Here is a 25,162-nt window from a genome sequence, read left to right on the forward strand (position 1 = left end):
ATGGGCGTAAGGGCTACGCAGTATTTTTCCCACCAGCATGTCCCTGGTAAAAAAGTCGCCGGTATACCTGGCTTTCCCGGTAACTTTGGCCACGGCATCCACCCGGCTTATGCTCTTTCCCACTGCCGAAGAAGCCATTTTACTCCTCCCTTTCCTGTGGAGACAATAGCACCGCCCAAACCGTCCGGGACAGGACGCCTCACCCCGGTTCCCCACCTACAGAAAACATTACCCTTGCTCCTTGTCAGCCTCCGTTCCCATGACAGCAGCAGCCTTTTCCACGGCGGTTATAATTTTGGCATACCCGGTGCAGCGGCATAAGTTGCCCGACAGGGCGACTTTAATTTCCTCCCGGGTAGGGTAGGGGTTCTGGTCCAGCAGGGCCTTGGCGCTCATGATCATACCCGGTGTGCAGAAGCCGCACTGGACGGCCCCTTCGCTGATGAAGGATTCCTGCAAGGGGTGGAGCCTGCCATCGGGCGAGGCCAGACCTTCGATAGTAAGGATCTCGGCCCCGTCGGCCTTGGCCGCCGGTATCAGGCAGGAGTCCACGGCCAGGCCATCCATGATCACTGTACAGGCGCCGCATTCCCCCTTGCCGCACCCTTCCTTGGTGCCGGTGAGGCCCAAATAATCACGCAGGAGTTCCAGCAGAGTCGTATCTGCCGAGACATCCACCTGATAAACGCGGCCGTTGATGGTAAGTTTCAACCCGGGCATTGCGCCTACCTCCCTGATATAAAAGAAACCAGCTGACGGCCTGCCTCGTAGTCGGGTGATTCCGGTCACCTGGTAGAGACCCCCGGCCCCATCGCCGGGGTTATACGAGTTTACTAAAGTTATATTCGGCAAAGATAACTTAAATCCTGCTAAAAACTTTATTTTTACGCCGGGGCATAAGTTTTGTTTTATGTTGTATCCCTGTGTTTATCATATTAGAAGGGCATATTTTCTGCCAATTACCACATTTACAGGCTCCTGTAAACGCAGGAAAAGGAAGGCCGAATGCCTTCCCCTTCCTGTTTAAAAAACTTTTTCCTGCAGAGGCAGGAGCAGCCACTTTAAGCTACCATTTCCAAGAATGCCTCAATCCGCGTTTGCAGCTGGGCCGCGTCTTTTTCGTTAAAATCACTTTCCAGGCATAATACCGGTATCCCCGCATCCCGGAGGGCTTTTTCTACCTGCCGGGCTTCCAGGGCATAAGTCTGGCAGAACTGGAGGGAATAATAAATCACCCCGTCGGCCTTTCCTTCCCTGGCCAGGCGCAGGATGTCTTCAACCCGGGACGTATTGGGAGTAAAGCAGGCACAGTTGATGTCCAGCAACCGCCGGGCCAGATCTTTTACCTGCCGTTCCAGGTTTTCGCCGTCTTCAGGTACCATCCCCGCGAAGTAACGGGTGCCGGTACATGTTTCTTCCCCGATTATCACCGCCCCTGCCGTCTCTACCAGGTGGTGCAGCTTCCAGTAAGGTAAGGGCATGGGCGTCCCGGCCACCAGGATGCGCGGCGCCCTTCTCCGGGCGACCCCTTCGCCCCAGGCAATCCTATCCTCCAGCTCATCGCAAAGGGCGTTGACTTGCGCCGTGAAACGTTCGGGATCATCAAAGAAAGCCAGCTGGGAAATTAAGAGGGCGTCTTTCCCGCTAATGGGTGCCGGGTCGGCCCGGCGGGCTTGATACAGGCGCTGCAGGGCGGCACGGCGGGCATTGGTCTTTTTGATGGCGACCTTTAGCTTACCGGCGCTGATTTTTTGCCCCGACCGATTTTCGATTTCTTCTTTTAACCGGTAAATTTCACCTTCCCAGAGGGCCAGGTCGGCGGCTTCCTTACGCTGGGGCAACTCCATTACATAAGTAGGAACATAATCATTGAGAATTTCCCAGGTCTTCTTCTTACCATCACAAGTGGTCTCACCAATAAGAAAATCGACAAGCTGAAAATAAGGGCAAATCCGTTCCAGTTTAAAGCCTACCAGGGACTTAATCAAGGGACACAGGTTACGCGGTAAAACTTGTTCCCCGGCGGGGACGGTAAACTGGGTCCCCGCGCAGAGCCCCACGCTAACACCATCAACGGCGAGGATAAGTTCTTCCGGCACAAAAACACAAAAGGTACCGGCCACCACGCGTCCGGCTTTTTTCTGCTCTAAAACTTCCTGGACCCTCCTGCCGTGGGCCTCGCCTAAAAGATTATCAAAATAGGCCATGCCCTCCGGGCGGTTCTCCTGCAGTAAAAAAACCTCGCTAAAGGCACCGGGCAACGCCCCTAAAAAAACGTCATGCCTTTCCAGGTCCAGCCCTAAAACCCGCCACATCTCCCGGTAAGCATCACTCAAAGGGATCAACTCCTCCAGGTAATTTTATACCTGGTTATTTTCGCCTTTTATCTTGATTATCCTTTATATTTTATATTCCATTTTGTTATATTGCCCAACCTTTGTCATAATAGCACTCTACAATTATTTCCCCTCTTTTTCAAGCTGCCTTTCCATCTTCTCAATATATACACTCCGGCTGGGGAAGGCTACGGAAACTCCTTCCTGCTCTAAAATCTGCATTATCCGGAAGTTTACGTCTTCCCGTATGCTTAAATATTCCTGCCAGTCGGTCGTATTGGTAAAAAAATAGAGGAGTATATCCAGGCTGCTCTCATTAAACCTCTCGAAATAAACCAATATCTTTTCTTTATTAACCCCGGGGTGCCCTTCCAGCATGGTCCTTATAGCTTGAATGCACCTCTCCAGTTTGGACCGGCTGGTGTCGTAAGTAACCCCCAGGTGAAACGTTATGCGACGTTTTCCCATCCGCGACCAGTTGGTTATAGGCTCGTTGGCCAGGGTCGCATTGGGGAGCGTGACCTGGGCATGGGCAAAGGTGCGTATTCTCGTACTGCGAAAAGTTATATCTTCCACCGTTCCTTCTACGCTGGGGGTGCTTATCCAATCTCCAATGGTAAAGGGTTTATCCAGGAAAATAACCATGCCCCCGAACATATTGGCCAGTGTATCCTTGGCGGCCAGGGAAATGGCCAGCCCACCCAGGCCCAGGCCTGTTACAAGCCCGCTGATGTTATAATTCCATTCCACAGCGATAACCATAAGGGCTATAGCGAAAACGACAAACCTTATGGCTTTGGACAAGAAGGGTACTAAAATATTGTTGATATCAAAATTCCGCCTTAGCTCCCGGCAAAACGCCGAATCAGGGCCCGCCAGGATATAGAGAGCCCAGGCAACGAGAATAACAAGGTAAGAACGAAACATTTTAAGGAACCAGAGGTGCTGGATCTGGTTAAAGGGCAGTATAGTCAAGGCCAGGTAAATCCCTAGGACGGCAATGAAGTTCTGCAACGGCCTTTCCAGGGACTTCACCATTTGATCATCCAGGTCAGCGGTCGTCCGCCTGGTTATTCTAAAGATCATGCTACACAGCTGTCTTGCAAGGACATTTCTTAAGCCAAGAAACAGCAGAAGTATGATAATTGCTGCTGCAGTGTTCCAGAAGAAGCCCTGGGGCTTAGAATATATTAGGTTTAAAAAATCGGGAATCCGCACCTTGCTCCATAACGACAGGATTTTTTCCACGCTGAAGTTTACCCCCCTGCTCTGAACGCGCGAGCTATTATCATAATAGTATTTGAATAGTATACGCCTTTCAAGTACTTTCCTTTCACGTACCGGGACGTGTCTACTCGCTAAATACTCTTCTGTCGATCGCTTTAGCTGCCGTTTATACTCCCATTCTTCTCGCTCTGGCCGTCAACGCCGGTTATGAAGATATTATGAAGAAAATATGAAGAAAGTCTGAAAGATCGCATACTCGTCTTGACACATACCCATATAGGGTAATATGCTGGGACTAGATTTATGTCTTATTCACTTCTAAGAGGAGAGATGAGGATGAATCACAGAAAGCACGGCCTACTAATGCTCCTGGGTTGTAGCCTGATGATGGTGGCCGTATTTTTCTTACTGGCTCGCGGTGCAGCTGCAAGTGGCAGCACTGCAGGTGGTAGTTGGGCATGGCTGTTATTCTTACTTTGTCCCCTGATGCACCTTTTCATGATGCGCGGTCATAATCATGGTGAATGTCAGCATGGGGAGCAAAAGGCTACCAGCAAAAATGATCAGCCCCAAGCAGGAAAAACCCAGATAGAATAAGCTAGAATAAAATAATGAACAAGAGCGGCTATGTTAAAAGCCGCTCCTGTCATTATAAGAGGCAATTTTGTGTGCACAGATATTTAGTATCTTGCATTATAGGTGCAGTCACCTCTCTTCCTCACGTCCAGGTAATCACCGGCGGCAGCGATAAGCAAGCAGCGCATATATTATCGCCCCGGCAAAAAGGACCATTCGGAAGCCGGCGGTAATGGCAACCATCATGGCGATAATCGACCCGATTACAGAAAACCAACCATTTATGCCCCAGGCTAACGGTACAAAATCCTCCCTTCCCTCCTCCCTTAAGGAACGCAGGCCGGTCGGGAATGGTAAACCCAGGGTTACGCTTAAAGGAAAAAGGGTGAAGATGGTGAGGATTGTTTTACTGGTCGCTAGAGCTGCGCCTGTCGAAAAAATCCAGGGTCCAGCAACACCGGTCAGTATAGCCAGCACGGCCACAAGAAAAGCCGGCAGCCACCTTCGCCTCATTAAAACTCTTTGAACAGCGGCCACCTGGCCGAGCAAACTACCCAGACCACCGCCGATGAGGAGGGTAGCAGCAACTACTGTAAAGGCAAGGGTTGGATGACCAAGGATCAAAACGAATTTCTGCACCAGGGCGATCTCAAGCAGCATGAAACCCACACCTAGGGCACCAAAATACAGCAGTAATGATTTTTTATTCTTCACGGTGCCGCCTGTGGCATGCTTCAGCCAGCGCCAACCCAGGTGCAAGACCAGGGCCAGGAGAATATACAGTTCGAAGGGTATGGTATTATCGACATTATAGAAAAAGGGTCGGTCATCGGTGACGACGGTTGCCGCAGTCTTGCCAATTTCCCCATAGTGCAATAATTGCTCCAACTGCAATTGCGCCTCACTAAGCCGGGCGGTGATGGCCGCCAGCTCATCCGGGGCAAATGGTGCCTTTTTAACCAGGAGAAGCGGGTAGCTAACTTCCTGGTCATGATGTTCCCCGGGTGTGCCGGCAATCAAGACTTGCCTGGCTATTTCTTCATCTGCCACACCGCTTTCCTTTAAAACAGCTATGACCGTTGCCAGCGCCTTGCTCAAATCATCAGGGCCGTGCAGGACGAACGCCAGCCGGCCGTCAGGTGTTAAATGATTTAAATATGAACGTATAGCCTCGCGGGTGTAGATATAGTTTTCGGAAAGGGCGTATCCCGTACCTTCCGCGGCCTGGGTCATGACCTTCGAGAGATAGATAACATCAAACTGTTCGCTGGTAGTATCTATAAAGGTTCTGCCATTCTGGATAAAGGTGCGTATTCCCGGCAAATCATAAATATTCCCGTTGTAATCGCTGAACTTACGTACAGCCGCTACACTGCCTGGATTAATCTCCACGGCAGTGATATCTTCACTGCCCCCCAGGCGGGCAAGGAGAATGTCAATGCCTCCTCCACTGCCAATTACTAACACGCGCCGCGGCTTTTCGGGTACAAAAGCGAGGTAGCCGGCTTCTTTTTTCAGTTGCTGGACCCCTGCCAGGTTGCCATCAAAGCGTACCATGGGAGCCGCAGCACCGCCGTCAATGAGTACCAATTTTTCGTTCGGGTCTTTAGTGGCGACTACGTCTGTTCTGGCAAAAGCATCCCACGAAGAATATTCAACAACCGGCTGCTCGCCGTTGAGTTTGAGAAGGCCGATCATCTTCGGTATGCCCCTGTAGGCGGAAAAATCCCTCGCCAGTACTTCAGGTAGGGGGGATACGGCCAGGACGGCAAGGAGGGCAACCCCGCCGAGAGCAGCCAAAACCTTTCGCCGGGAGCGCTTTTTAATAATAGCAAGGTTTAACAACAGGGAAATCAATAAGATAGCTTCGCCAAGGTAAACTGTCAACCTGATGAGGTTAACAGTGTTCAACAGCGTAACCACGCCAAAGGCAGCCAGCCCGGCGCCAACGAGATCGCCAAAATACAGCAGGTAAGAGTACTTGCTGAGTACACTGAACGAGCAAGACAAAAACCTACCGCCCAGTACGAAGGGAAGTACGGCTAAAGCAATGTAAACAAATAAATTTAGGGGTTGAAAGGGCAATTTGTAAAAAAATAACGTGAGCAGCGGCAGCGTAAACCCCAAGAAAACTACGGAACGAATTCCTATGTCCCATATTTGTTGCCCATCCGTTTGCGGAAATTCCTTCACTTTTTTATAAATATCCATGGCCCCCAGACCCAGACCGAGAATGGCCACCGAAGCAACGATGAAGACAAAATGGTAGGTCATTATCGCCGAGAATATCCGGGTTAGGATAACCTCGTACATAAAGAGAGCCCCTGAGACCACGAACACTGCCGATAAAGAAATTCCCAACCTCATAAACTTGTGCATCTTTTCTCTCCCGCTAAATTCAAGTTAAAACAGTTGAAAGCCAAGGGAGTTATCCTGGCTTCCAAATTAGGTGCAATTTCTTTTCTTAATAAATTCTTTATTATTTGAGTGAACGCCTGTTACTACAGTTTCCCTTTAAACTGGCTTCTATTCTATTCTAGCCCCCAACTGTGAAGACATCATGAAGAAAAAAAGGAGAAATTTTGAAGGGTAAAGTCCCTGGTCTTGGTATTGTAAGAGCGGCTTTACAAAAAGCCGCTCCTGCCGGGTGGGAAGGCACAACCTTAAGTAAAACTCGGTTAGAAATCAGCCAGGGCCTTGATGGCCAGCCAGGAAAGCAGGGCGCTGCCAATGGGCAGGCAATCTTCCTGGATATTAAAGCGGGGATGATGCCAGGGATAAGGAGCCTCTCCCGGGATGGCTGCCCCGAGGTTAAAATATACTGCCGGGACCTTTTCCGCATAGCGGGCAAAATCCTCGGCACCCATGGAGGGGGCCGCCAGTTCGAAAACCTTTTCCGGCCCCAGGATTTCCCCGGCTGCCCGGCGAAAAAGCTCCGTGAGCCTGGCATCGTTTATTAGCGGCGGGTAACCCCGCAGGTAATCCAGTTCAATCTCCGTCCCGCTGGCGGCCGCCACCCCGGCCAAAATCTCCCGCATAGCTTTTTCCAGCTGCTGCCTGGTAACCTGGTTTAAGGCCCGGGTAGTGCCCGTCATGGTTACCTCACCAGCAACAATATTTTCTTTCTCACCACCATTAATAGTACCGATGGTCAGCACGGCCGGCTGCACCGGATCAATGCGGCGGGCGACAATAGATTGTAAAGCCAGGATCGCCTGGGCGGCAGCGACGATGGCATCCGCGCCCAGGTGGGGTGCAGCACCGTGGCTGGTACGCCCCTTGATCCTAATAGTAAAGTTATCGGCCGACGCCATAGCAGCTCCCGGTCGGATGCCCACCGTACCTGCCGGCAGGGCTGAAGTTACATGGAGGCCAAAGATGGCCTTGACCGGTGGGTTGGCCAGGGCTCCGGCTTCAATCAGTAGACGAGCCCCGCCAGGGGGTAATTCCTCCCCCGGTTGAAAAAGGAAAACCACCGGGCCGGGGAGTTCCCGGCGGTGGGTTGCTAGCAGCTTCGCCGCCCCTAAAACGATGGCCATATGGGCATCATGGCCGCAGGCATGCATCCGGCCCGGGCAGCGGGAAGCATATTCCACCCCCGTAGCCTCCTGGAGGGGCAAGGCATCCATATCCGCCCTTAAGGCCACGGCAGGGCCTTCTTTAGCCCCGTCCAGGATACCGATAATCCCGGTACCGCCGATACCGGTCCTAACCTTCAAACCAAGTTGCTCTAACACCTCTGCCACCAGGGCGGCCGTTTCTTTTTCCTCAAAACTCAGTTCCGGGTACTGGTGCAACTGCCGCCGCCAGGCGACCAGCTGCGGTTTGAGTTTTTGCGCTTCTGCCAGGTAGTAATCCCTTTCTACCAACAGGGAGTCACCTTGATTCCTTGATTGATTTGCCTTGCCGGGTCAAATAAATGTAAAACCTGGCAGGGCATTTATATTTTTCATTATACTCCCCCGCCCATATTTAAGACAAGTTCTACTTTATCACCTTCCTGCAGGGGATAATTATACTCCTCTTTTAGCAGCAGGCGCCCGTTTACCTCAACAGCAACAGTAACAGGATCAAAATTTAGCTGTTCTACTAATTCCTTTACGTTAATACCTTTATGTACTTCTTTTTCCTGCCGGTTGAAAATAATCTTCATTGTTCCTCTCCCCTTGCAACGATTAATGAATAAATATTGGCGCCGATTTTCTTTACCTGGAGAATTTTATGGCCTTCTGCCTTCAGGCTCCGGGACACATTACTTAACGGTTCTCCTTCGGTTAATAAAACCTCCAGGATTTCCCCTGGCTGCATCTCCTCCAGGGCCAGCTTGGTTTTAACGAAGGTTATAGGGCAGCAGTCCCCGGTAATATCCAGCCGTTTAGTCGCTTTAATTTCCGCCACCGGCAGCGACCTCCTCCCGGCCGGAATAAGGGATTAATTCCCGGAACACTTCAGGTCCCAGGCGCCTGATAACATCTGCCAGGCGTTCTTGCCCCTTCCTTTTCTCTTCGTAAACTACGATTATAGAATTAATCAGGGGAACGACATCATTTTCTGGTACAAACTCAAACATTTTATACCCCAGCTGGGGATTGCGGCCCATTTTACCACCGACGTAAACTACAAAACCTGTGGTTGCCGTTACCCACGCATTGTTCGGGCAGGAAGCTATGCAGGCACCGTCGCCGTGACATTTTTTCCTATCCATACTCACCCTGTCATTCATTATTTTAATGGCACCACCGGGACAGATGGACTGGCATAACCCGCAAAGGCTGCAGCGCCCGGCCACCAGTTCCGGGTAAACAACACCCTGTAAACCGACATCATTTTCCATGGGTTTGGTACACGCGTTATAACACCCGGCTACGGCCATTTTAAATTTCACCGGGATATCACGGCCGAAGAAGGCCCGGTCCAGTTCGCCGGCAATAGCCCGGGTATCAATGACACCGTTAGGACAAATTTCCTTGCCCGGGCAAGCGACAATGGAGCGTACCCGCGGGCCGCAGGCCCCCGGAAGCAGGTTCAAGGCCTTGACCTCGGCAATCAATTCCTGGTATTGTTCCAGCCTGACCCCAGGTATTTCCACCCCCTGGCGGGTGGTTAAATGGACCTCCCCCCGGCCATATTTAGCCGCAATCCTGGCGATATTCTCCAGATCCCTAGATGTTAAATGACCGCCAATGGCCCGCAGGCGCATCAGGAAAAGATCGCGGCCTTGTTGTTTGATAAAGCCGCCCTTTTTGAGTTCATGAAAATCCAGGGCCATGATGATTTCACCTTTCGCATTTTGTCGCACAGACAAAGGTATACTCTTCCAGTTCGCGAATGCGCGGGTTGTCGCCGCAGATAGGGCAACTACCATTGCGTTCGGCCTTAACTTCCCGGAAGCGCATCTCCAGGGCATTGTAAATCAGGAGCCGGCCGGTCAGGGTATCCCCAATCCCAAGTAAAATCTTGATTACTTCCGTGGCCTGGATTGCCCCGATAAGCCCCGGCACTGTACCGATAACCCCTGCTTCCTGGCAGCTAGGTATGGCTCCCGGCGGGGGTGGGTCGGGAAAAATACAGCGGTAACAGGGCCCCTGTCCGGGTTTGATGGTCATTACGAGGCCGTCCCATTGCAGCACCCCGCCCTCGACCAGGGTCTTGCCGGTCATGACACAGGCATCGTTTAGTAAATAGCGGGTGGGAAAGTTGTCAACGCCGTCGACAATCACGTCATAATCACGGATAATGTCTAAAATATTATCTTTACCCAAACGCAAAGGGTAAGTATTAATTGTCAGGGCAGGATTTAAGGCCAGCAATGTCTCGCGGGCCGATTCTACTTTAGGCCGCCCCAGGCGTTCAGTACTGTGGAGGATCTGGCGCTGTAAATTCGATATGTCTACTACGTCACTGTCAACTATACCGATTGTACCTACACCGGCAGCCGCCAGGTAGTAAGCTGCGGGGGAACCTAGGCCGCCGGCACCAACAATCAATACCTTACCCTGTTTAAGCCTTTCCTGACCCCGGCCGCCAACGTTGCGTAAAATAATCTGCCGGCTGTAACGTTCTATTTCTTCGTTGGTTAAGGCCATTCTTAGCCCTCCAATCTGCACTTAATTTATCGGTTTTCTTTAGATTATATCAGGGAGCATCAGGGTGGTCAAGACAATTTTCTCTCTTCTCCTCGTCATCCTGTTACATACCTCCATCCCGGAACAGATGCCGGCAGGGTACAACCCTACCGAAACTAGCCTGCTGGTACGGCTTTCTTTCATTGGCTACCCTGCCGGTTAACATTGTCGCCCTTTTAAGCCGGCGTTAACCCCGAAATCGGGAAAAGTTTCTCTAAGCTTCTCCTCTTGACGCTTTAGATATAGAGGATATAATAAATATAACTAAGCCGATAAAAAAACTCAAAAAACAAATACCCCGGAAACTCTTATCGAGAGCTGGCGGAGGGACTGGCCCAATGAAGCCCGGCAACCGGCCTGTCAGAACCCAGGTACGGTGCCAATTCCTGCAGGATTTCTCCTGGCAGATGAGAGTTAAAAAAAGCTCTTCTTCTGCGAAGGGCTTTTATTTTGTCATGAGGGGAGTTTGATAAAATGCACCTGGCTACAGAGCTGGTCCAGCTGGGAGTAGGATATGATAGTAAAACAGGAGCTATCAGCACGCCTATCTACCAGTCTGCTACCTTCCGTCACCCGGCCCTTGGTCAGAGTACCGGTTTTGAGTACAGCCGGACGGGTAACCCTACCCGCCAGGTCCTGGAAGAAGGCCTGGCCGGGCTGGAGGGAGGCTGTCGCGCCCTGGCCCTTGCCTCCGGCATGGCCGCCATTACCGCCGTTCTCTGCCTTTTCCGGCCCGGCGACCACCTGTTAGTCTCTGAAGATCTATACGGCGGTACTTACAGGCTGCTCAACCAGGTAGCGGTTCCCTGGGGGCTGGAATTTTCCCTTGTAGATACTACTGACCTGGCTGCCCTGGCTGCATCAATAAGGAACAATACGAAAGGCATCTTCCTGGAGACACCTACCAACCCCTTAATGAAAATTACCGACATTGCCGCCGTGGTGGCCCTGGCCCGCCAGCGGGGCCTGCTGACTATTATGGATAATACTTTTATGACCCCTTACCTGCAGCGCCCCCTGGAATTGGGAGCGGACCTGGTGGTCCACAGCGCCACCAAATATTTAGGTGGCCACAATGATGTAGTTATGGGGATAGCGATAGCCGCCCGGGAGGATCTCGGCGAAAAACTTGCCTTTATCCAGAATACCATCGGCGCGATTCCGGGTCCCCAGGATTGCTGGCTGGTAATCCGGGGCTTGAAAACCCTGGCCGTACGCCTGGAGCGGGCCCAGGCCAGCACTTTAGAGCTGGCCCGGTGGCTAGCCGAACACCCCCTAGTGACCAGGGTTTATTATCCGGGCCTACCCGATCATCCCGGTCACGAAATATGTAAGAAACAGGCCAGCGGGTTTGGGGCCATGCTTTCCTTTGAAGTCAAGCATGCCGAACTGGTGGAGCAGATTTTACACCGCTTAAAAATTATTTCCTTTGCGGAAAGCCTGGGTGGGGTAGAAAGCCTGATCACTTTTCCGGAACGCCAGACCCATGCCGAAATCCCTGCTGAAATGCGTCTTAAACTGGGCATCAATGATCGTTTGTTACGTTTATCAGTTGGACTGGAAGATTTTAACGATCTCAAGGCCGACCTGGAACAGGCCCTGGCCTGTTAATCTGCCGGCCAGGACGAAAAAAGAAGTCCTTTTTACCCTGGGCGGCGGTTTGAAATCAACGCCAGGCAAGCAAGGACTTTAAAGAAGAGGGGTAAACAAAGTATGCAGAGAGGAACGCGACTGGTCCATCACCGCTTATCTATGGATTCTGCCACCGGGGGGGTGAGTATCCCCATCCACCAGAGCGTGGTATTTGCCCAGGAGAGTCTTGAGCAACCGGGCGAATACGAATACACCCGTTCAGGCAATCCTACCCGGCGGGCCCTGGAAGAAGCTATCGCCGATCTCGAAGGAGGTAATTACGGCTTTGCTTTCGCTTCCGGCATGGCGGCCATCACGGCAGCCTTGAGCCTCTTTTCCGCCGGCGACCACCTCCTCGTCTCCCAGGATATCTACGGCGGCACCTACCGGGCCCTGACCAGCGTCTTCAAACGCTTTGGCCTGGATATTACCTTTGTCGATACTACCGACTTGGAAACAGTAGCTGCCCAGATTCATCCCACCACGAAAGGGCTTTACCTCGAAACCCCTTCCAACCCGCTGATGAAAATTACCGACCTGGCCCGCGCCGCCGCCCTGGCCAGGGAGCACGGGCTCATAACCATAGCTGACAACACCTTTATGACGCCCTACCTGCAAAGGCCCCTGGAACTGGGAATTGACGTGGTGGTCCACAGCGCTACCAAATACCTGGGGGGCCACAGCGACTGCCTGGCCGGCCTGGCTGTCACCCGGGATGCCGGGCTGGGCCGTGAGCTGGCTTTGCTCCAGAACACCCTGGGAGCAGTGCTGGCACCCCACGAGTGCTGGCTAATCCTGCGCGGTATTAAGACCTTAAAAGTACGTCTAGCCCAGCAAGAGCAAACCGCCACGGCCCTGGCAACATGGCTGGCCGGTCACCCGCAAGTAAAGGCCGTTTATTATCCTGGCCTGGAAGGCCATCCTGGCCGGGAGGTACATTTCCGGCAGGCCCGCGGCGCCGGAGGTGTATTGTCTTTCCGCCTGGCCACACCAGAACTAGCCCGCCAGGTAATCAATAAGGTGCGCCTGCCGGTCATCGGCTCCAGCCTGGGCGCAGTAGAGAGTATTATCACCCTGCCTGCTACTATGTCCCATGGTAGCCTGCCGGAAGAATTTAAACATCGCCTGGGGATTACTCCTGATCTGGTACGCCTTTCAGTAGGGCTGGAGGATGCCGGGGATCTTAAAGCCGACCTGGAGCAGGCGTTGAAATCCCCTTGATTTAAAGCATATTAAAGTGATAAAATTGCTTTGCCATTAAATCCGTGTATTTTGATTGGAAAATTGATATTTATCCAAGGAGATGATTTTTTAATGGGGCGCATTTATGAGAGCGTCGTCGACCTCATTGGAGGAACGCCGCTAGTCAGGCTCAACCGCATTAACCGGACGACGGCGGAAGTGCTGGTGAAACTGGAACTGTTTAACCCCGGCGGCAGCGTCAAAGACCGGATTGCCCTGGCCATGATCGAAGACGCCGAAGCCAGGGGACTCCTGGATAAGGAGACGGTGATTATTGAACCGACCAGCGGCAATACGGGGATTGGTTTGGCCATGGTAGCCGCTGCCAAGGGGTATAAGCTGATCCTGACCATGCCGGAAACAATGAGCCTGGAACGCCGCAAGCTTCTTAAAGGATACGGCGCCGAACTGGTACTTACTCCGGGAGCAGAGGGGATGAAAGGTGCCATCCGCCGGGCGGAAGAACTGGCGGCCGAATATCCCAAGGCCTTTATCCCCCAGCAGTTTGAAAACCCGGCCAACCCGGCTGTCCACCGCCGCACCACGGCAGAGGAGATTTACGCCGATACCGACGGGCGGCTGGACGTCCTGGTCTGCGGTGTCGGGACCGGCGGTACCATTACCGGTGCCGGCGAGGTGTTAAAGGAGCGCATTCCTGGTATGGCCAACCTGGTGCGGGCACTGGTGGCCGGCATGGCGGCTCGCGGCCGGCACGCCCATGAAGTTATCCTGGCGGTGATGGCGGCGGCGGAGGGTAAGGCCCACCTTCCCCTCAAAGGGGAAGAACGGGTGTGGGACGTGGCCCGGCGGCTGGGGCTTCAAACAAAAGGGCGAAAGCTGGAGGAAGTAGCCCGGGAGGTGGCCCAGGTGCTGCTGGACGACCTGGGCCGGATGACCATGGGCCCCTTGCGCACCCTGGAAGCCTACGCCCCGGCGGAAAGGCTGGAGACCTGGCGAACCCTCGGCGTGCTGCCGCGTTCGGCCGCCTATGAGATCATGGAAACCCTGCACATGACCACCCTGGGCGGTACCAGTGATTGGATGTCACTGGCGGAACAGGAACTCCGCTCCGCCCTGGCATACTGCTACAGCACCCTGTTCGGCAGCTCTCTGGCCACCGAGATGCTGTTCGGCATCCCCCGGCCCAAACTGGCCACGGTGAATTACGGCATCCTGCGGGAAGACCACGTTAACATCCTGGTGCACGGCCACTCCCCCGTGATGGTGGAAAAAATCTTGGAGAAAATAGCCACCCCGGAAATCCAGGATTTGGCTAAGAGCCTGGGGGCCAAAGGCATCGTGATTGGCGGCATGTGCTGCACCGGCGACGAATTGCTGGCACGCTACGGCATCCCCACCGTAACCAATATTATGGGCCAGGAACTGGCCCTGGGCACCGGGGCGGTGGATGCGGTGGTGGTGGACATGCAATGCGTTATTCCCGGCATGAAGATCATCGCCGACTGCTTCGGCACCCAGGTGATCACCACCTGCAACTCCAACCGCATCCCCGGGGCGGTACATATTCCCTTTGACCCAAAGCGGCCGGAAACCCTGGAGGAAGATGCCCTTAAAGTCGCACGGCTGGCGGTAGAGGCTTTTGCCCGCCGGGACCGCAGTAAAGCTATCAGGGGGCATGCAGCAGCGGGTAGCCCTCGCTCGAGCATTGGCGGTGGACCCCGATGTCATCTTTATGGATGAACCGTTAGGCGCGCTGGATGCCATCACCCGCATCCAAATGCAAGAGGAACTGGTGCGTATCTGGCAGGAAAAACAAAAGACCATCGTCTTCGTCACCCACGATATTGACGAGGCGGTCTTCCTGGCGGACCGGGTCGTACTTTTTACCGCCCACCCGGGCCGGATTAAAAGCATAATCCCTGTTGATATCAGCCGGCCCCGGGATCGCAGCCGCTCAGATTTTGCTGACATCCGAGACCAGATCTTTACTACCTTCCAGATGAAACACAAGGAAGAATTGGAATACTATATCTGAACACCAGTAATGTGGTATACCGGTGCACTTAAGATTAAAGGCTCCGTCCCTGGTGGCAGAGCCTTTAACTCTTACTTTTTCATGGTAATAGTATGTCGGGGGACAAAAGTTCCACATGCCGTATCGTCGGATACAGTAATCATGTGATCCATAGCTGTCGGGCGAACCTGGATACTGGATGCCTTGCACTCGCTTCCTTCCTGGTAAAGGCAATCGTCTACCGAGCACTTGATACGGGGCACTCCTATCACCTCCTCCGCTAGAATGCCCTCTAAAGGTTAATTTATGCACAAAAATACCTGTCAGCTCTGGGAGAAAGCCGCTAAGCCAGGAAGCCTGCCGTAGTGACGGCTAATAATATACTTTCCGAAATATAAGTTAGCTCATATTTGCCGGCCCCCAGCATCTTGACATTGGCTCCGTAGTGGGGGCCATCGCTGGCGTTCATGGACATGAAGGTCCCCTCTATAACCTGCCCGTTATCCAATTTTTTCAGCTTGTATTTCACGTTCAGGTAGGAAACCCACTCGCCGACGCCAAAGCCGGTTTTGTTATCAGGGGTAGCCTTAATATCAGCCTCCAGATGGATGTCGGCTTTATCCGGCGCAAGACCTGCTACGGCTGGTTCCAAGGTTACCGGCTGGAAGTAGACAGCAGCAATTTTTAGTCCATCCACATCTTTTTCATCACCTATGGGATATTCCTGGACGCCCCTAACGTGGTCTGGATTTGCTTTACCTGCTTCAGCGCGGCTCTCGGTTTTATTCTCGCTATTCTGGACGGTGCCGGGTGTTGCTTGTTTACTACCGCATCCGGCCACAATCAGGGCCGCCACTACCAGTAGAACCATCAATAGGATGATAGGCATTTTCTTGCTTTTCATTTTGCTCCTCCCTTTGGCAGGGAGAAATTTTCCTCCCAGCCTCGTATATACCCCGCCGGCAGTGAAGTTTCACGCCACTCACGTTAAACACATAGCCATCTTGTTATTCCCTTGCCGAGAAGCTTCTGTCATTCCGCCGTTGATACATAACCCCGCCTATTGCCATCGCCAGGAGAATTATTTGTGGAAAAAGGGTCTGCCAGGTGGGGTAAATCCCCAGGAGGTCTATTGCTGGAACGCCCGGTACAGGCGTTACGCCTACAACTCCGGCTTCCTGCAGTTGTTTAACGCCATCGCCGGCAAAAACAAAAGCCAGGTAGTAAAGCAGGAGGCTGGTGCCCAGGAAGAAAGGCTTTAGAGGTATCCTTAAACTCCCGTAACGGATCAGCAGGAAGACGGCGGCCAGGGCCACGCAACCCAGGGCAAAGCCCAGCCAAATCATACCTGTGGCGCCGCCGGTGTTACTTAATAAGGCCTGGTAGAAGAGTACCGTTTCCACCCCTTCACGGTAGACGGCCAGGAAAGCAGCGGCCCCCAGGGCCAGGGTGCTGCCACTGCTCAACGAACCATGAACTTTGTCTTCAATATAACTTTGCCAGGCCCTGGCTTCGACCTTCCCTACCATCCAGTGGCTGACGGAGAAGAGGACTACTGTTGCCAGCAGCATGGTTATGCCTTCCAGGATTTCCTGGCTGGCACCGCTGACGCGGAAGACTATTTCAAAAGCTATGGCCGTCAGGAGACTGGCTAGCACAGCCAGGACGGAGCTGGAGTAGATGGTACCTACTTTGTGGCCGTTACCGGATTTGATCAGGTAGGCGGCTATGGCACCGATGATCAGGATAGCTTCAAAGCCTTCGCGGATTAAAATAAGAGAGGATGAAAGGAATATCTCAAAGGGGTTTTGTTCCGTACCGTCCAGCCGGGCAGCATCTTCCCGCAGCATCACAACCAGTTCCCCTAGGGCCCGTTCAACCTGGGCAACAGGCATCTGGTTAGTCATCATCTTTTTAATGTTGCTAAACTCATATTCCAGCACGGCAGCCCGGCGACCTGAAATGTTGGACAATATCGCCCTTTCCATGCCTTCCTTTTCAAATAAGTCAAAGTAAGCATCGTTAACCAGGCCCTTGGCCTTCTCTACATCTCCCTGCCGGTAGGCATTCAGGGATTGCTGTAAGACATCATCTATGTCCCGGGCAACTTTTTTCCATGACATTGCCGCCAGGCCCGTGCTTTGCCAGGCCAGGATAAGTATCAGTACCAGCATGGTTAGCATCAATCGGCGCATTATCCCTACCCACTTTCTGTCAAAATTCTCTACTATTGCCCCGTAGAGCCCTTAAGCCAGCCCAAAACTCCTTTTGCCGGTGCAAAGGCGGCGCCTTGGCCGTTGACAGTTATAACAGGAAAAACAATGCCGCCAGCAAAAAGAAAACGCCGGGCCATGGATTTTCAACTCGGTTGATATTGGATCTCATTCTCATTGAAAAAATATAAAGCCTGTAATAATCTATGTTAATATGGCTTCATAAAAACCTCAACCTCAAGCGCGCCCCCCTCTCATTGATAATGATTTTCATTATTTACGTTATTAATTATATTGACCACTCCTGCCAATGTCAAGCTATCCGGTAAAAACAATTTTATTTAAAGAGGCGACTTGTCGGGAGCAGGTATGATAATGGGTTACCTGAAAAGTAAATTTCTGGGCGGGAGCCGAGTATCCAGACCGGGATTAAACAAAAAACAGGCGTAAGCAGTTGCCAATACGCCTGCTAATTGGCCTGCAATATTGCTGACTTTCCTTTAAACGGGGGTGTGTATTTTCGTCCGGACTAAAAGGGCAACTGGCCCTATAATTCCCACTTAAACTCGCGTACTGGTACACCACCTAGGTTATTGATACTTAAGGTTAACTCTCTTACAGGTTCGTTGGCAGGAACTTTGAAACGGATCATGCCTTCCGGATGATGGGAATCCTGGTTAACAAATTCCCAGGTACCCTGCCCGGCATCGCGACCGTTGACCTTTAAAGACGTGTTTCCGCTAAAGTTAAATTCCATCAGGTTGCCGGCGTGAGCTGTCAAGGCTATATTAAAAACAAAGTTGGTAGCCAGGTCCTTCTCCTCCTCTGGAGTCAATTTTTGTCCACGGGCTTGCAAATATTCAGGTGTTAACCAGATAACTTCAACCCCAATACCGCCCTGGGAATCCTGGCGTTCATAAAACCTGGTATCAGAGGGCCTGCGGGGTAGCTGCGATCGGTTGCCTGGCGGCTTTTGACTCTTATCCTGGTTATTTTGTTCGGGGTTAGTTTCCGGCTGGCTTTTGGTGGCCGCTGGCTTTTCTTCTCCAGCCTCACCTGTCTGGGAATTTTCCGGGGCAGTTGTTCCACCAGTATTTGCCTGCTGCTGGGAAACCTGGGGTACATCTTTAACTTCTTTTTGGCTCTGTCCGCAGCCGGATAGGAAGACAGCTATCACGATGACGGTACTGGCAATAATTGTAAAAAACAGCCTTCTGTGCTTTTTCATTGCTTGCTCCACCTTCCTCTACCTGGCAACCGGGGGTACCGTAATTTTGGCCGCCACCCGTGATGGCCAGAGGTTATTTTTGGCGATGAGCCGTATCATGAGATAAATACCTAGCAAATTGATACTGATACCCAGCCACATAAGCGGATACCTGTACTGTTCAAAAAAGATTGCCGCCCCAGAAGCGCCAATAACAGGCAACAAATCCCCGGCGTGATGCAGGCAGCAAGCCAGCATGGAAACTGTCGAGGTACCGGTGCCCGAAGCAGCCACTGCGCCTGCACCGTCTACCCGCACCAGTTTTTGTAGTTGCCGGATATAACTAAAAATGCCTACCTGAATCCCAAACCCGGCCGCAATGGCCCCAACATAAAAGCGATCCTGGCTCAGGAGTTCAAGGCTATGTTGCCATGAACGGGAGCTGATACCAACCAGCAAGAAATAGAAAGCCACCAGGGCGAAAGCCGCTATGATCCCGGTTATTACCGCTGATTTTAGGCCCAGGTTTTTAGCTGCACTCATTCAACCGCCTCCTGTCGTGATTTTGTTGTCTCTATTGTAGCTGCTAATTGTGATATGTTTTTGATGCAAAATAGTAGATAGTATAAAAACTCCTTGCAACGGCAAAAGGAATTAACCCTGCCTTTCAAGTTAAACCCGGCCGGCGGGACCGATATGATGTGCTAAGATTTTGTAGTTTTTGTGAAGTTCCTTGACACCTGATAGCCTGATAAATATAATCGGGATAGGATACCGGTAGTGGGTAGTCAATAGCGACGAGGAGGCATCCAAAGTGGAACCAGCTAAAGCCAGGGAAGTCCTAGAACAAATTACCTCCCAACGGATTTATATTGAAGCTGGTGAACTGGATGAACTTTTGCTGAACGGGCCCTGTGCAAATATGGTCATCTTGGATATCCGTAATGCCGATGCCTTCCAAGCAGTAAGAATAAGATATTCCTGGAATCTACCCTGGGATCAGATTAGCGTCGCCATGAAATCCATTCCTCAAGACAAGACTTTGCTACTTGTCTGTAATACCGGACAGAGAGCCTCGCTGGTAGGGGCTCTGCTAACCCTGTTAGGATATAGAATTGCTATTCTTCATGGTGGTATTAGCGAGTATATCGACCTGAATGGAGCGTTTCTGGAGAGATCGCCTGTTAAAAAACTGGCTTAGGACAAAGTTGCCCCAGGGATCGCACCAGAAAGTGGGCCGGTAACCAGGTAACGGGGAGAAATATTTGGATGCCGGCAGGAAGAGGCTAAAGGAAGATGCTAAAGTTAGAGGGGTAGCGAATGCGACGGGTTCTTTTTTCTTTAGGTCCCTTGCCAATAAACACTTTCGGTTTTATGATCGCTCTGGGCGTCCTGGCAGCCGTCTTTATCATTTTACGGGAGGCCAGGCGGAAAGGTTTAAACGAAGATAAGGTCCTTGATTTTACTTTATTGGCCCTTATTTTAGGTATTATCGGCGCCCGGGTCGGCTACGTAGTTATTGCCGACCCTGTCTATTACTGGCAAAATCCATGGCAATTCTTTCACCTCCAGGCTGGCGGTCTTTCCATCCAGGGAGCGCTGATCGGAGGTATTTTAGCGGGCCTAATCTTTTGCCGGCGCCAGCGCATGCCCTTCTGGCGGTTGGCCGATATTGTAGCACCGGGACTGGCCCTGGGAATTGCTATTGGCAGGGTAGGTTGTGACGTTTTCGGCCGCCCAATGGGCAGAGCCTGGCCCTGGGGGGTTATGGTGAACGGGCAACTGCTCCATCCGGCCCAGGTTTATGAGTTTATCCTGGACTACCTCCTTTTCTTCTACCTGTGGCGGCGAAGGAAAAAGATTACCTATGAAGGCCAGCTCTTTATCCACTTTATTATCCTCTATGCTGCCATCAGGGGACTAGTAGAGTTTGTACGTTACAACCCGCTGGTGTTAGGCCCCCTGTCCGTAGCCCATGTGACCAGCCTGGTGTTTATTGCTACTGCCGCCCTGGCCGGTATGATCTTGAAGAAACGTACGGGGACGCCGGAAAACTCCGGCGCTCCCGTGGTGACTGCAACAGCCGAACTCCGGGGCCTGGTAGCAGCTATCGAAGACCGGCTTGCGGTGCAACTTTTAGTCCTGGTTTTATTGATTGGCCTGTCCCTCGCAGTCTTTTATAGCCTGGGACCATAAGATCTCCGTGCCGCAAACTATAGACAGGATAAACCAGGTTCTAGTACAATTTTATATAGCCTAACACCACGAGGGGGGATCAAAATTGACCAGGAAGCGCTGGATGCTGAGGGCAGTTGCCCATTGCAAAGAAGGTTGCTGAATTTAGTCCCGGGCATGACGTTAAACTGCCCAGTTGAAACCAAGGAGCCGGCCTTCCCCTTCCCTAAAAGAAAGGGGAAGGCTTTTATAATGTACCGGACAGGACGGCTAATCACCCCAAAAGGAAGGTGTTATTTGCAATAGATTTCAATAGACTTAATCGCCCGGGAAGTTGTAACGCCGGTCGGGAAAAACGACCAAGAAAAATTTTGTAGTTTTTGTGAAGTTCATTGACAGTATGTGGCTATCAAAATATAATCGAGGTAGAGATACCGGTGGGGGGTAGATTAAATGTTGGCCCGGCCGGCAAGACTCATTTTATCCGATATTTTATATAATCACTTACCCGGTGGTGAAAGATAATGTCTAGTGAAAAGATTGGCCCTGTCAAGGTAAGTTTCGCCATCCATGGGATGAGCTGTGCGGCCTGCGTGGCCAAAGTGGAAAAGGCTCTGAAAAATATGGCGGGTGTAGTGGACGCCCGTGTCAACCTGGTTGCCGGTAAGGCTACCGTGGAATATTTCCCGGACCAGGTCGGCGTGCCCCAGATGGCCAAGACCATCCAGGCCCTCGGCTATGAGGTACCGGAAGAGGAAGTTTTCCTGACAGTAAGGGGAATGAGTTGTGCCGCCTGCGTAGCCAAGGTGGAAAAAGCCGTTAAAGCCCTGCCCGGCGTAACTTCGGTAGTAGTGAACCTGCCCGCAGAATCGGCCAGAGTCCGGTTCTACCCCGGGGCCGTGGACAAAGGTCGCATTAAAAAGGAAATCAACGCCCTGGGGTATGAAGCTACGGAGAAACTCTCCGGCCAGGCCGCCCTGGACCAGGAGAAAGAGGCCCGGGAGAGGGAGATCCGGTTCCAGCGCCGCAATATGTGGATTGCCTGGCCCCTGGCAACCCTGGTGATGCTCGGTATGTTCCGCGATGTGTGGATTTTCCCCTACTTTGTACCAGAATGGCTGGGGAACGTGTATGTGCTGTGGGCTTTAACCACACCTGTCACCTTTATCCCCGGCTGGCAGTTTTTCGTCCACAGTTGGAACGGCCTTAAACGCGGAACTACGGATATGAACCTCCTCTATGCGACGGGTATTGGCGCAGCTTATATCATCGCCACCATCAATACCCTCTGGCCTGAGGCCGGTTTCGGGGGGCGCGGGGCCACTTTCTTCGAGTCTGCCGCCCTTTTATCCGCCTTCATCGTCCTGGGCCGTTACCTGGAAGCTATTACCCGCGGCCGTACTTCCGAAGCCATCCGCAAGCTCATGAGCCTGCAGGCCAAAACCGCCCGGGTTATCCGGGACGGCCGGGAAATGGAGATTGCTGCCGATGAAGTCGAAGTAGGGGATATTGTCGTGGTCCGTCCCGGCGAAAGCATCCCGGTGGACGGAGAAGTCATCGAAGGTTATTCGGCCGTGGACGAATCTATGATTACCGGCGAAAGTATTCCGGTAGAAAAACGTCCTGGTTCCCAGGTCGTGGGGGCGACTATCAATAAGACCGGTTCCTTCAAGTTCCGGGCTACCCGGGTCGGGAGCGAAACGGCCCTGGCCCAGATTATCAAAATGGTGGAGGAAGCCCAGGCTTCCAAAGCTCCCATTCAAAAACTGGCCGACTTTGTGGCCGGCCACTTTATCGCCGGTGTCCACGTACTGGCCCTGATCGTGTTCCTGTTCTGGTTCTTTATTGGCTATAACGCCTTTTTCTTGCCCGATAGCCGCTTTATCCTCTCGCCCTATAGCCTGGCTGAAATCGGCATCTTCGGTTTCGCCCTTCTGCTGTCGGTAACCACTTTGGTCATTTCCTGCCCCTGTGCCTTAGGTCTCGCCACCCCCAGTGCGATTATGGCCGGTACAGGTAAGGGGGCTGAAAACGGCATCCTCTTTAAGGGAGCCGATGCGGTGGAGGCGTGCAGCAAGCTGAATGCCATCGTCTTTGATAAAACGGGGACCTTGACTAAAGGCGAGCCTTCGGTCACCGATGTAATCGCCGCCCCGGGTTTTGAGAAACGCGAGGTCCTGCGGCTGGCCGCCATGGCCGAAAAACCCTCCGAGCATCCCCTGGGCGAAGCCATTGTCCGCGGCGCCAGGGAGGAAGGCTTAGGATTGGAGGAAGTACAGGACTTTGAAGCCATTCCAGGCCATGGTGTCAGAGCCACTTACCAGGGTCAGGAAATCCTTCTAGGCAACCGCCGTTTGATGCAGCAGCATAACATCTATGTGGGCGACCTGACCGCGCAGATGGAAAAACTCGAAGAACAGGGCAAAACAGCTATGCTGATGGCCGTAAACGGTAAAGCCGCCGGGATTATTGCCGTAGCCGACACCCTGAAGGAAAACGCGAAAGTCGCTATTGAACGGTTGCACAGGATGGGCATTAAGGTGGCCATGATTACCGGTGATAACCGGCGTACGGCCCAGGCTATTGCCCGTGAGCTCGGTATCAAGACCGTCCTGGCCGAGGTCCTGCCCAGGGATAAAGCCGAGGAAGTGAAAAAACTCCAGGCCCAGGGTCTTAAAGTGGCCATGGTGGGTGACGGCATTAACGACGCCCCGGCCCTGGCCCAGGCTGACGTCGGGATTGCCATCGGCTCCGGAACCGATGTGGCCAAGGAAACAGGTGACATCATCCTCATCAAAGACGATATTCGCGATGTGGTGGGAGCCCTCGAAATCGGCCGTGCCACCATGCGCAAGATCAAGCAGAACCTGGTATGGGCTTTTATCTACAATATATCGGGTATTCCCATTGCAGCCGGCCTGCTGTACCCCTTTACCGGGCTGATTGTCAGCCCCGAACTGGCGGCGTTCTTCATGGCCATTAGTTCAGTTTCGGTTACACTAAATACACTCCTTTTAAAGCGCTTCCAGCCCTCCCTCCGGAAAGATGCCGATCAGGTAGGACATCATGGGCAGCTGGCCCACCAAATGGGTTAATGAGGAGGTAAAACCGTATGCAAGATCTGGAAGCAAAAGCCGCACGGCAGGCGGCTATAATTTATACAGTGATCTCGCTGGTGCTGGCCCTGCTTTTCCTGATAATTACCTTCCTAGACGGGAAGCCATATACGGTCGTAGCCCGTATAGGTGGCATGATCTGGGTTTTCATCCTGGCTATGATTATTACCATGCCTATCATTATTCCTTACGTTAAGAAGAAAGTGCTGGGATAAAAGGTCGGCAGGATTAATTATTGCGTATTATAGCGAGGACAGGTATTCACCTGTCCTCGGATTTTAAATGGAGACTGGATTTGCTGCACACTCCCAGAACCAGGTGAATACTCCGGGACAACATTTATGAGTTAGGTTATGGCAATATTATTTTAGGGGAAAATAAGGGAAAGACAAAGCACATAACATGGGAGCAAGGGATTATGAGCTTACTGGAAACCTCTTGCAGGGCGCAGGCTATAATGAGCCGCTATTTCTGGCGCTATCTTTTTTTGAGCCTGCGTCCCAAACAGTGGACGAAAAACGCCTTTGTCTTTGCTGCCATCCTATTTTCCCGCCACCTGCTGGATGTTCCCCTCCTGGTACGCACCATCCAGGTGTTTGTTATTTATTGCCTCCTGTCCGGGGGCACTTACATAGTTAATGACCTGGTCGACCGGGAAAGGGACCGCCACCATCCCCGCAAGAAACACCGCCCCATTGCCGCCGGCCTGCTGGCCCCCCTGCCGGCGGCTGCGGCAGCCGGCATCATCCTGTTCGGCAGCCTCGCCTGGGCCTTCTATCTGAGCTGGCAGGTGGGCCTGGTAAGCCTCGCCTACACCCTCCAGACCCTGGCCTATTCCTTTTATTTAAAGCAAAAGGTTCTCATTGATGTGTTCATCGTCGCCCTGGGTTTTGTCCTACGGGTGGCGGCCGGGGCGGCGGCCATCATGGTTCCAGTCTCGGCCTGGTTGTTCATTACCGTTATCCTCCTGGCCCTTTTCCTGTCCTTATGTAAACGGCGCCATGAACTGCTCCTCCTGGACAACGCGACCGACCACCGGGGCATATTGGCTGAATATTCCATGGGACTCCTGGACCAGCTTATCGCCACCGTCACCTCGGCTACCGTTGTCGTCTATGCCATTTATACCTTTATCGGCGCCGCCCGGCCCCAGCTCATGTATACCGTACCCCTGGTCCTCTTCGGCATCTGCCGTTACCTGTACCTGACCTACCGCCGCCAGGACGGCGGCGAGCCGGAAAGCCTGGTCCTCAAAGATAAACCCCTGGCGGCCACCGTCCTCCTGTGGGTGGCCGGCTGTTTTGCCATCCTCTACTGGTAAGCAAATTTGTACGGCAC

The 25,162-nt window shown here is 52.5% G+C and carries 24 protein-coding genes, 1 pseudogene and 2 riboswitches; of the genes and pseudogenes, 11 read left to right on the forward strand and 14 right to left on the reverse strand.

The genetic code is table 11. The annotated features are described in order from the left end of the window. Positions 1 to 228 precede the first annotated feature (228 nt). The 3 genes from NWF31_RS00005 to NWF31_RS00015 all read right to left on the reverse strand — a co-directional run bounded on the left by NWF31_RS00005 (position 229) and on the right by NWF31_RS00015 (position 3,584). The gene (locus NWF31_RS00005; RefSeq protein ID WP_258358450.1) at positions 229 to 720 is read right to left on the reverse strand and encodes a (2Fe-2S)-binding protein; all 492 of its coding nucleotides are present in this window, start codon (positions 718 to 720) and stop codon (positions 229 to 231) included. A gap of 28 nt (positions 721 to 748) precedes the next feature. After that, positions 749 to 848: riboswitch (purine riboswitch) on the reverse strand. 213 nt (positions 849 to 1,061) lie between these two features. Continuing rightward, the gene (locus NWF31_RS00010; RefSeq protein ID WP_422880228.1) at positions 1,062 to 2,315 is read right to left on the reverse strand and encodes a double-cubane-cluster-containing anaerobic reductase; all 1,254 of its coding nucleotides are present in this window, start codon (positions 2,313 to 2,315) and stop codon (positions 1,062 to 1,064) included. Between the two features lie 144 nt (positions 2,316 to 2,459). Further along, positions 2,460 to 3,584, reverse strand: coding sequence for a mechanosensitive ion channel family protein (locus NWF31_RS00015; RefSeq protein WP_258358452.1), 1,125 nt, complete (start codon positions 3,582 to 3,584; stop codon positions 2,460 to 2,462). A 315-nt stretch (positions 3,585 to 3,899) separates the two neighbouring features. Between NWF31_RS00015 and NWF31_RS00020 the strand changes: the two genes are divergently transcribed. Continuing rightward, positions 3,900 to 4,160 (forward strand): DUF2933 domain-containing protein, encoded by a 261-nt coding sequence (locus NWF31_RS00020; RefSeq protein WP_258358453.1) that lies wholly within the window; start codon positions 3,900 to 3,902, stop codon positions 4,158 to 4,160. Between the two features lie 135 nt (positions 4,161 to 4,295). Here NWF31_RS00020 and NWF31_RS00025 read toward each other — a convergent pair whose 3' ends face one another. From NWF31_RS00025 to NWF31_RS00050, 6 genes are all read right to left on the reverse strand, one after another. Beyond that, complete coding sequence (locus tag NWF31_RS00025; protein WP_258358454.1) at positions 4,296 to 6,452, reverse strand: spermidine synthase family protein; 2,157 nt, start codon at positions 6,450 to 6,452, stop codon at positions 4,296 to 4,298. 365 nt (positions 6,453 to 6,817) lie between these two features. After that, positions 6,818 to 8,008, reverse strand: coding sequence for a M20 metallopeptidase family protein (locus NWF31_RS00030; RefSeq protein WP_258358455.1), 1,191 nt, complete (start codon positions 8,006 to 8,008; stop codon positions 6,818 to 6,820). An 83-nt stretch (positions 8,009 to 8,091) separates the two neighbouring features. Next, positions 8,092 to 8,292 carry a sulfur carrier protein ThiS gene (gene thiS / locus NWF31_RS00035; protein ID WP_258358456.1) on the reverse strand — a complete coding sequence of 67 codons (201 nt, stop codon included), beginning with the start codon at positions 8,290 to 8,292 and terminating at the stop codon, positions 8,092 to 8,094. After that, positions 8,289 to 8,537, reverse strand: a complete 249-nt coding sequence (locus NWF31_RS00040) for a sulfurtransferase TusA family protein (protein WP_258358457.1) — start codon at positions 8,535 to 8,537, stop codon at positions 8,289 to 8,291. The genes thiS and NWF31_RS00040 overlap by 4 nt, the downstream gene beginning before the upstream one ends. Next, positions 8,524 to 9,438: a 4Fe-4S binding protein gene (locus tag NWF31_RS00045; protein ID WP_258358967.1), complete on the reverse strand. Its 915-nt coding sequence runs from the start codon at positions 9,436 to 9,438 to the stop codon at positions 8,524 to 8,526. The genes NWF31_RS00040 and NWF31_RS00045 overlap by 14 nt, the downstream gene beginning before the upstream one ends. Further along, the gene (locus NWF31_RS00050) at positions 9,416 to 10,225 is read right to left on the reverse strand and encodes a HesA/MoeB/ThiF family protein (protein ID WP_258358458.1); all 810 of its coding nucleotides are present in this window, start codon (positions 10,223 to 10,225) and stop codon (positions 9,416 to 9,418) included. Before NWF31_RS00050 ends, NWF31_RS00045 begins: the two co-directional genes overlap by 23 nt. Positions 10,226 to 10,289: 64 nt before the next feature. On the opposite strand from NWF31_RS00050, the gene NWF31_RS00055 reads away from it, so the two are divergent. The 5 genes and pseudogenes from NWF31_RS00055 to NWF31_RS14465 form a co-directional block, all read left to right on the forward strand. After that, entirely contained in the window at positions 10,290 to 10,427 is a 138-nt protein-coding gene (locus tag NWF31_RS00055; RefSeq protein ID WP_258358459.1) for a hypothetical protein, read from the forward strand. Positions 10,428 to 10,569: 142 nt separating this feature from the next. Beyond that, positions 10,570 to 10,678: riboswitch (SAM riboswitch) on the forward strand. Between the two features lie 60 nt (positions 10,679 to 10,738). Next, entirely contained in the window at positions 10,739 to 11,875 is a 1,137-nt protein-coding gene (locus NWF31_RS00060; RefSeq protein ID WP_258358460.1) for a trans-sulfuration enzyme family protein, read from the forward strand. Between the two features lie 102 nt (positions 11,876 to 11,977). Beyond that, complete coding sequence (locus tag NWF31_RS00065; protein WP_258358461.1) at positions 11,978 to 13,117, forward strand: trans-sulfuration enzyme family protein; 1,140 nt, start codon at positions 11,978 to 11,980, stop codon at positions 13,115 to 13,117. 93 nt (positions 13,118 to 13,210) lie between these two features. Beyond that, a complete protein-coding gene (locus NWF31_RS00070; protein WP_258358462.1) occupies positions 13,211 to 14,839 on the forward strand; it encodes a pyridoxal-phosphate dependent enzyme in 1,629 nt (542 codons plus the stop codon). Beyond that, positions 14,760 to 15,134, forward strand: a pseudogene (locus NWF31_RS14465) (ABC transporter ATP-binding protein); the annotation flags it as partial. The gene NWF31_RS00070 and the pseudogene NWF31_RS14465, both read left to right, overlap by 80 nt. A gap of 71 nt (positions 15,135 to 15,205) precedes the next feature. Here the strand turns inward: NWF31_RS14465 and NWF31_RS00080 are convergent. From NWF31_RS00080 to NWF31_RS00100, 5 genes are all read right to left on the reverse strand, one after another. Continuing rightward, complete coding sequence (locus NWF31_RS00080) at positions 15,206 to 15,376, reverse strand: DUF1540 domain-containing protein (RefSeq protein WP_141262799.1); 171 nt, start codon at positions 15,374 to 15,376, stop codon at positions 15,206 to 15,208. Positions 15,377 to 15,456: 80 nt separating this feature from the next. Beyond that, on the reverse strand, positions 15,457 to 16,017 hold the full coding sequence (locus tag NWF31_RS00085; protein ID WP_258358463.1) for an iron transporter: 561 nt from the start codon (positions 16,015 to 16,017) through the stop codon (positions 15,457 to 15,459). Positions 16,018 to 16,120: 103 nt separating this feature from the next. After that, on the reverse strand, positions 16,121 to 17,308 hold the full coding sequence (locus tag NWF31_RS00090) for an FTR1 family iron permease (RefSeq protein ID WP_258358464.1): 1,188 nt from the start codon (positions 17,306 to 17,308) through the stop codon (positions 16,121 to 16,123). Between the two features lie 565 nt (positions 17,309 to 17,873). Further along, positions 17,874 to 18,554, reverse strand: a complete 681-nt coding sequence (locus NWF31_RS00095) for a hypothetical protein (RefSeq protein ID WP_258358465.1) — start codon at positions 18,552 to 18,554, stop codon at positions 17,874 to 17,876. Between the two features lie 18 nt (positions 18,555 to 18,572). Beyond that, the gene (locus tag NWF31_RS00100) at positions 18,573 to 19,076 is read right to left on the reverse strand and encodes a hypothetical protein (RefSeq protein WP_258358466.1); all 504 of its coding nucleotides are present in this window, start codon (positions 19,074 to 19,076) and stop codon (positions 18,573 to 18,575) included. Between the two features lie 271 nt (positions 19,077 to 19,347). Here NWF31_RS00100 and NWF31_RS00105 point away from each other — a divergent pair, with 271 nt between their 5' ends. From NWF31_RS00105 to NWF31_RS00125, 5 genes are all read left to right on the forward strand, one after another. Continuing rightward, a complete protein-coding gene (locus NWF31_RS00105; RefSeq protein ID WP_258358467.1) occupies positions 19,348 to 19,734 on the forward strand; it encodes a rhodanese-like domain-containing protein in 387 nt (128 codons plus the stop codon). Between the two features lie 119 nt (positions 19,735 to 19,853). Beyond that, positions 19,854 to 20,729, forward strand: a complete 876-nt coding sequence (gene lgt / locus NWF31_RS00110) for a prolipoprotein diacylglyceryl transferase (RefSeq protein WP_258358468.1) — start codon at positions 19,854 to 19,856, stop codon at positions 20,727 to 20,729. Between the two features lie 503 nt (positions 20,730 to 21,232). Further along, positions 21,233 to 23,803, forward strand: coding sequence for a heavy metal translocating P-type ATPase (locus NWF31_RS00115; protein ID WP_258358469.1), 2,571 nt, complete (start codon positions 21,233 to 21,235; stop codon positions 23,801 to 23,803). Between the two features lie 17 nt (positions 23,804 to 23,820). Then, positions 23,821 to 24,039, forward strand: a complete 219-nt coding sequence (locus NWF31_RS00120; protein ID WP_258358470.1) for a hypothetical protein — start codon at positions 23,821 to 23,823, stop codon at positions 24,037 to 24,039. A 203-nt stretch (positions 24,040 to 24,242) separates the two neighbouring features. Beyond that, entirely contained in the window at positions 24,243 to 25,145 is a 903-nt protein-coding gene (locus NWF31_RS00125) for a decaprenyl-phosphate phosphoribosyltransferase (protein ID WP_258358471.1), read from the forward strand. The last annotated feature ends 17 nt before the right edge of the window (positions 25,146 to 25,162 follow it).

The sequence above is a fragment of the Neomoorella sulfitireducens genome (genome assembly GCF_024733845.1).
Taxonomy (GTDB): Bacteria; Bacillota; DSM-521; order Neomoorellales; family Neomoorellaceae; genus Neomoorella; species Neomoorella sulfitireducens.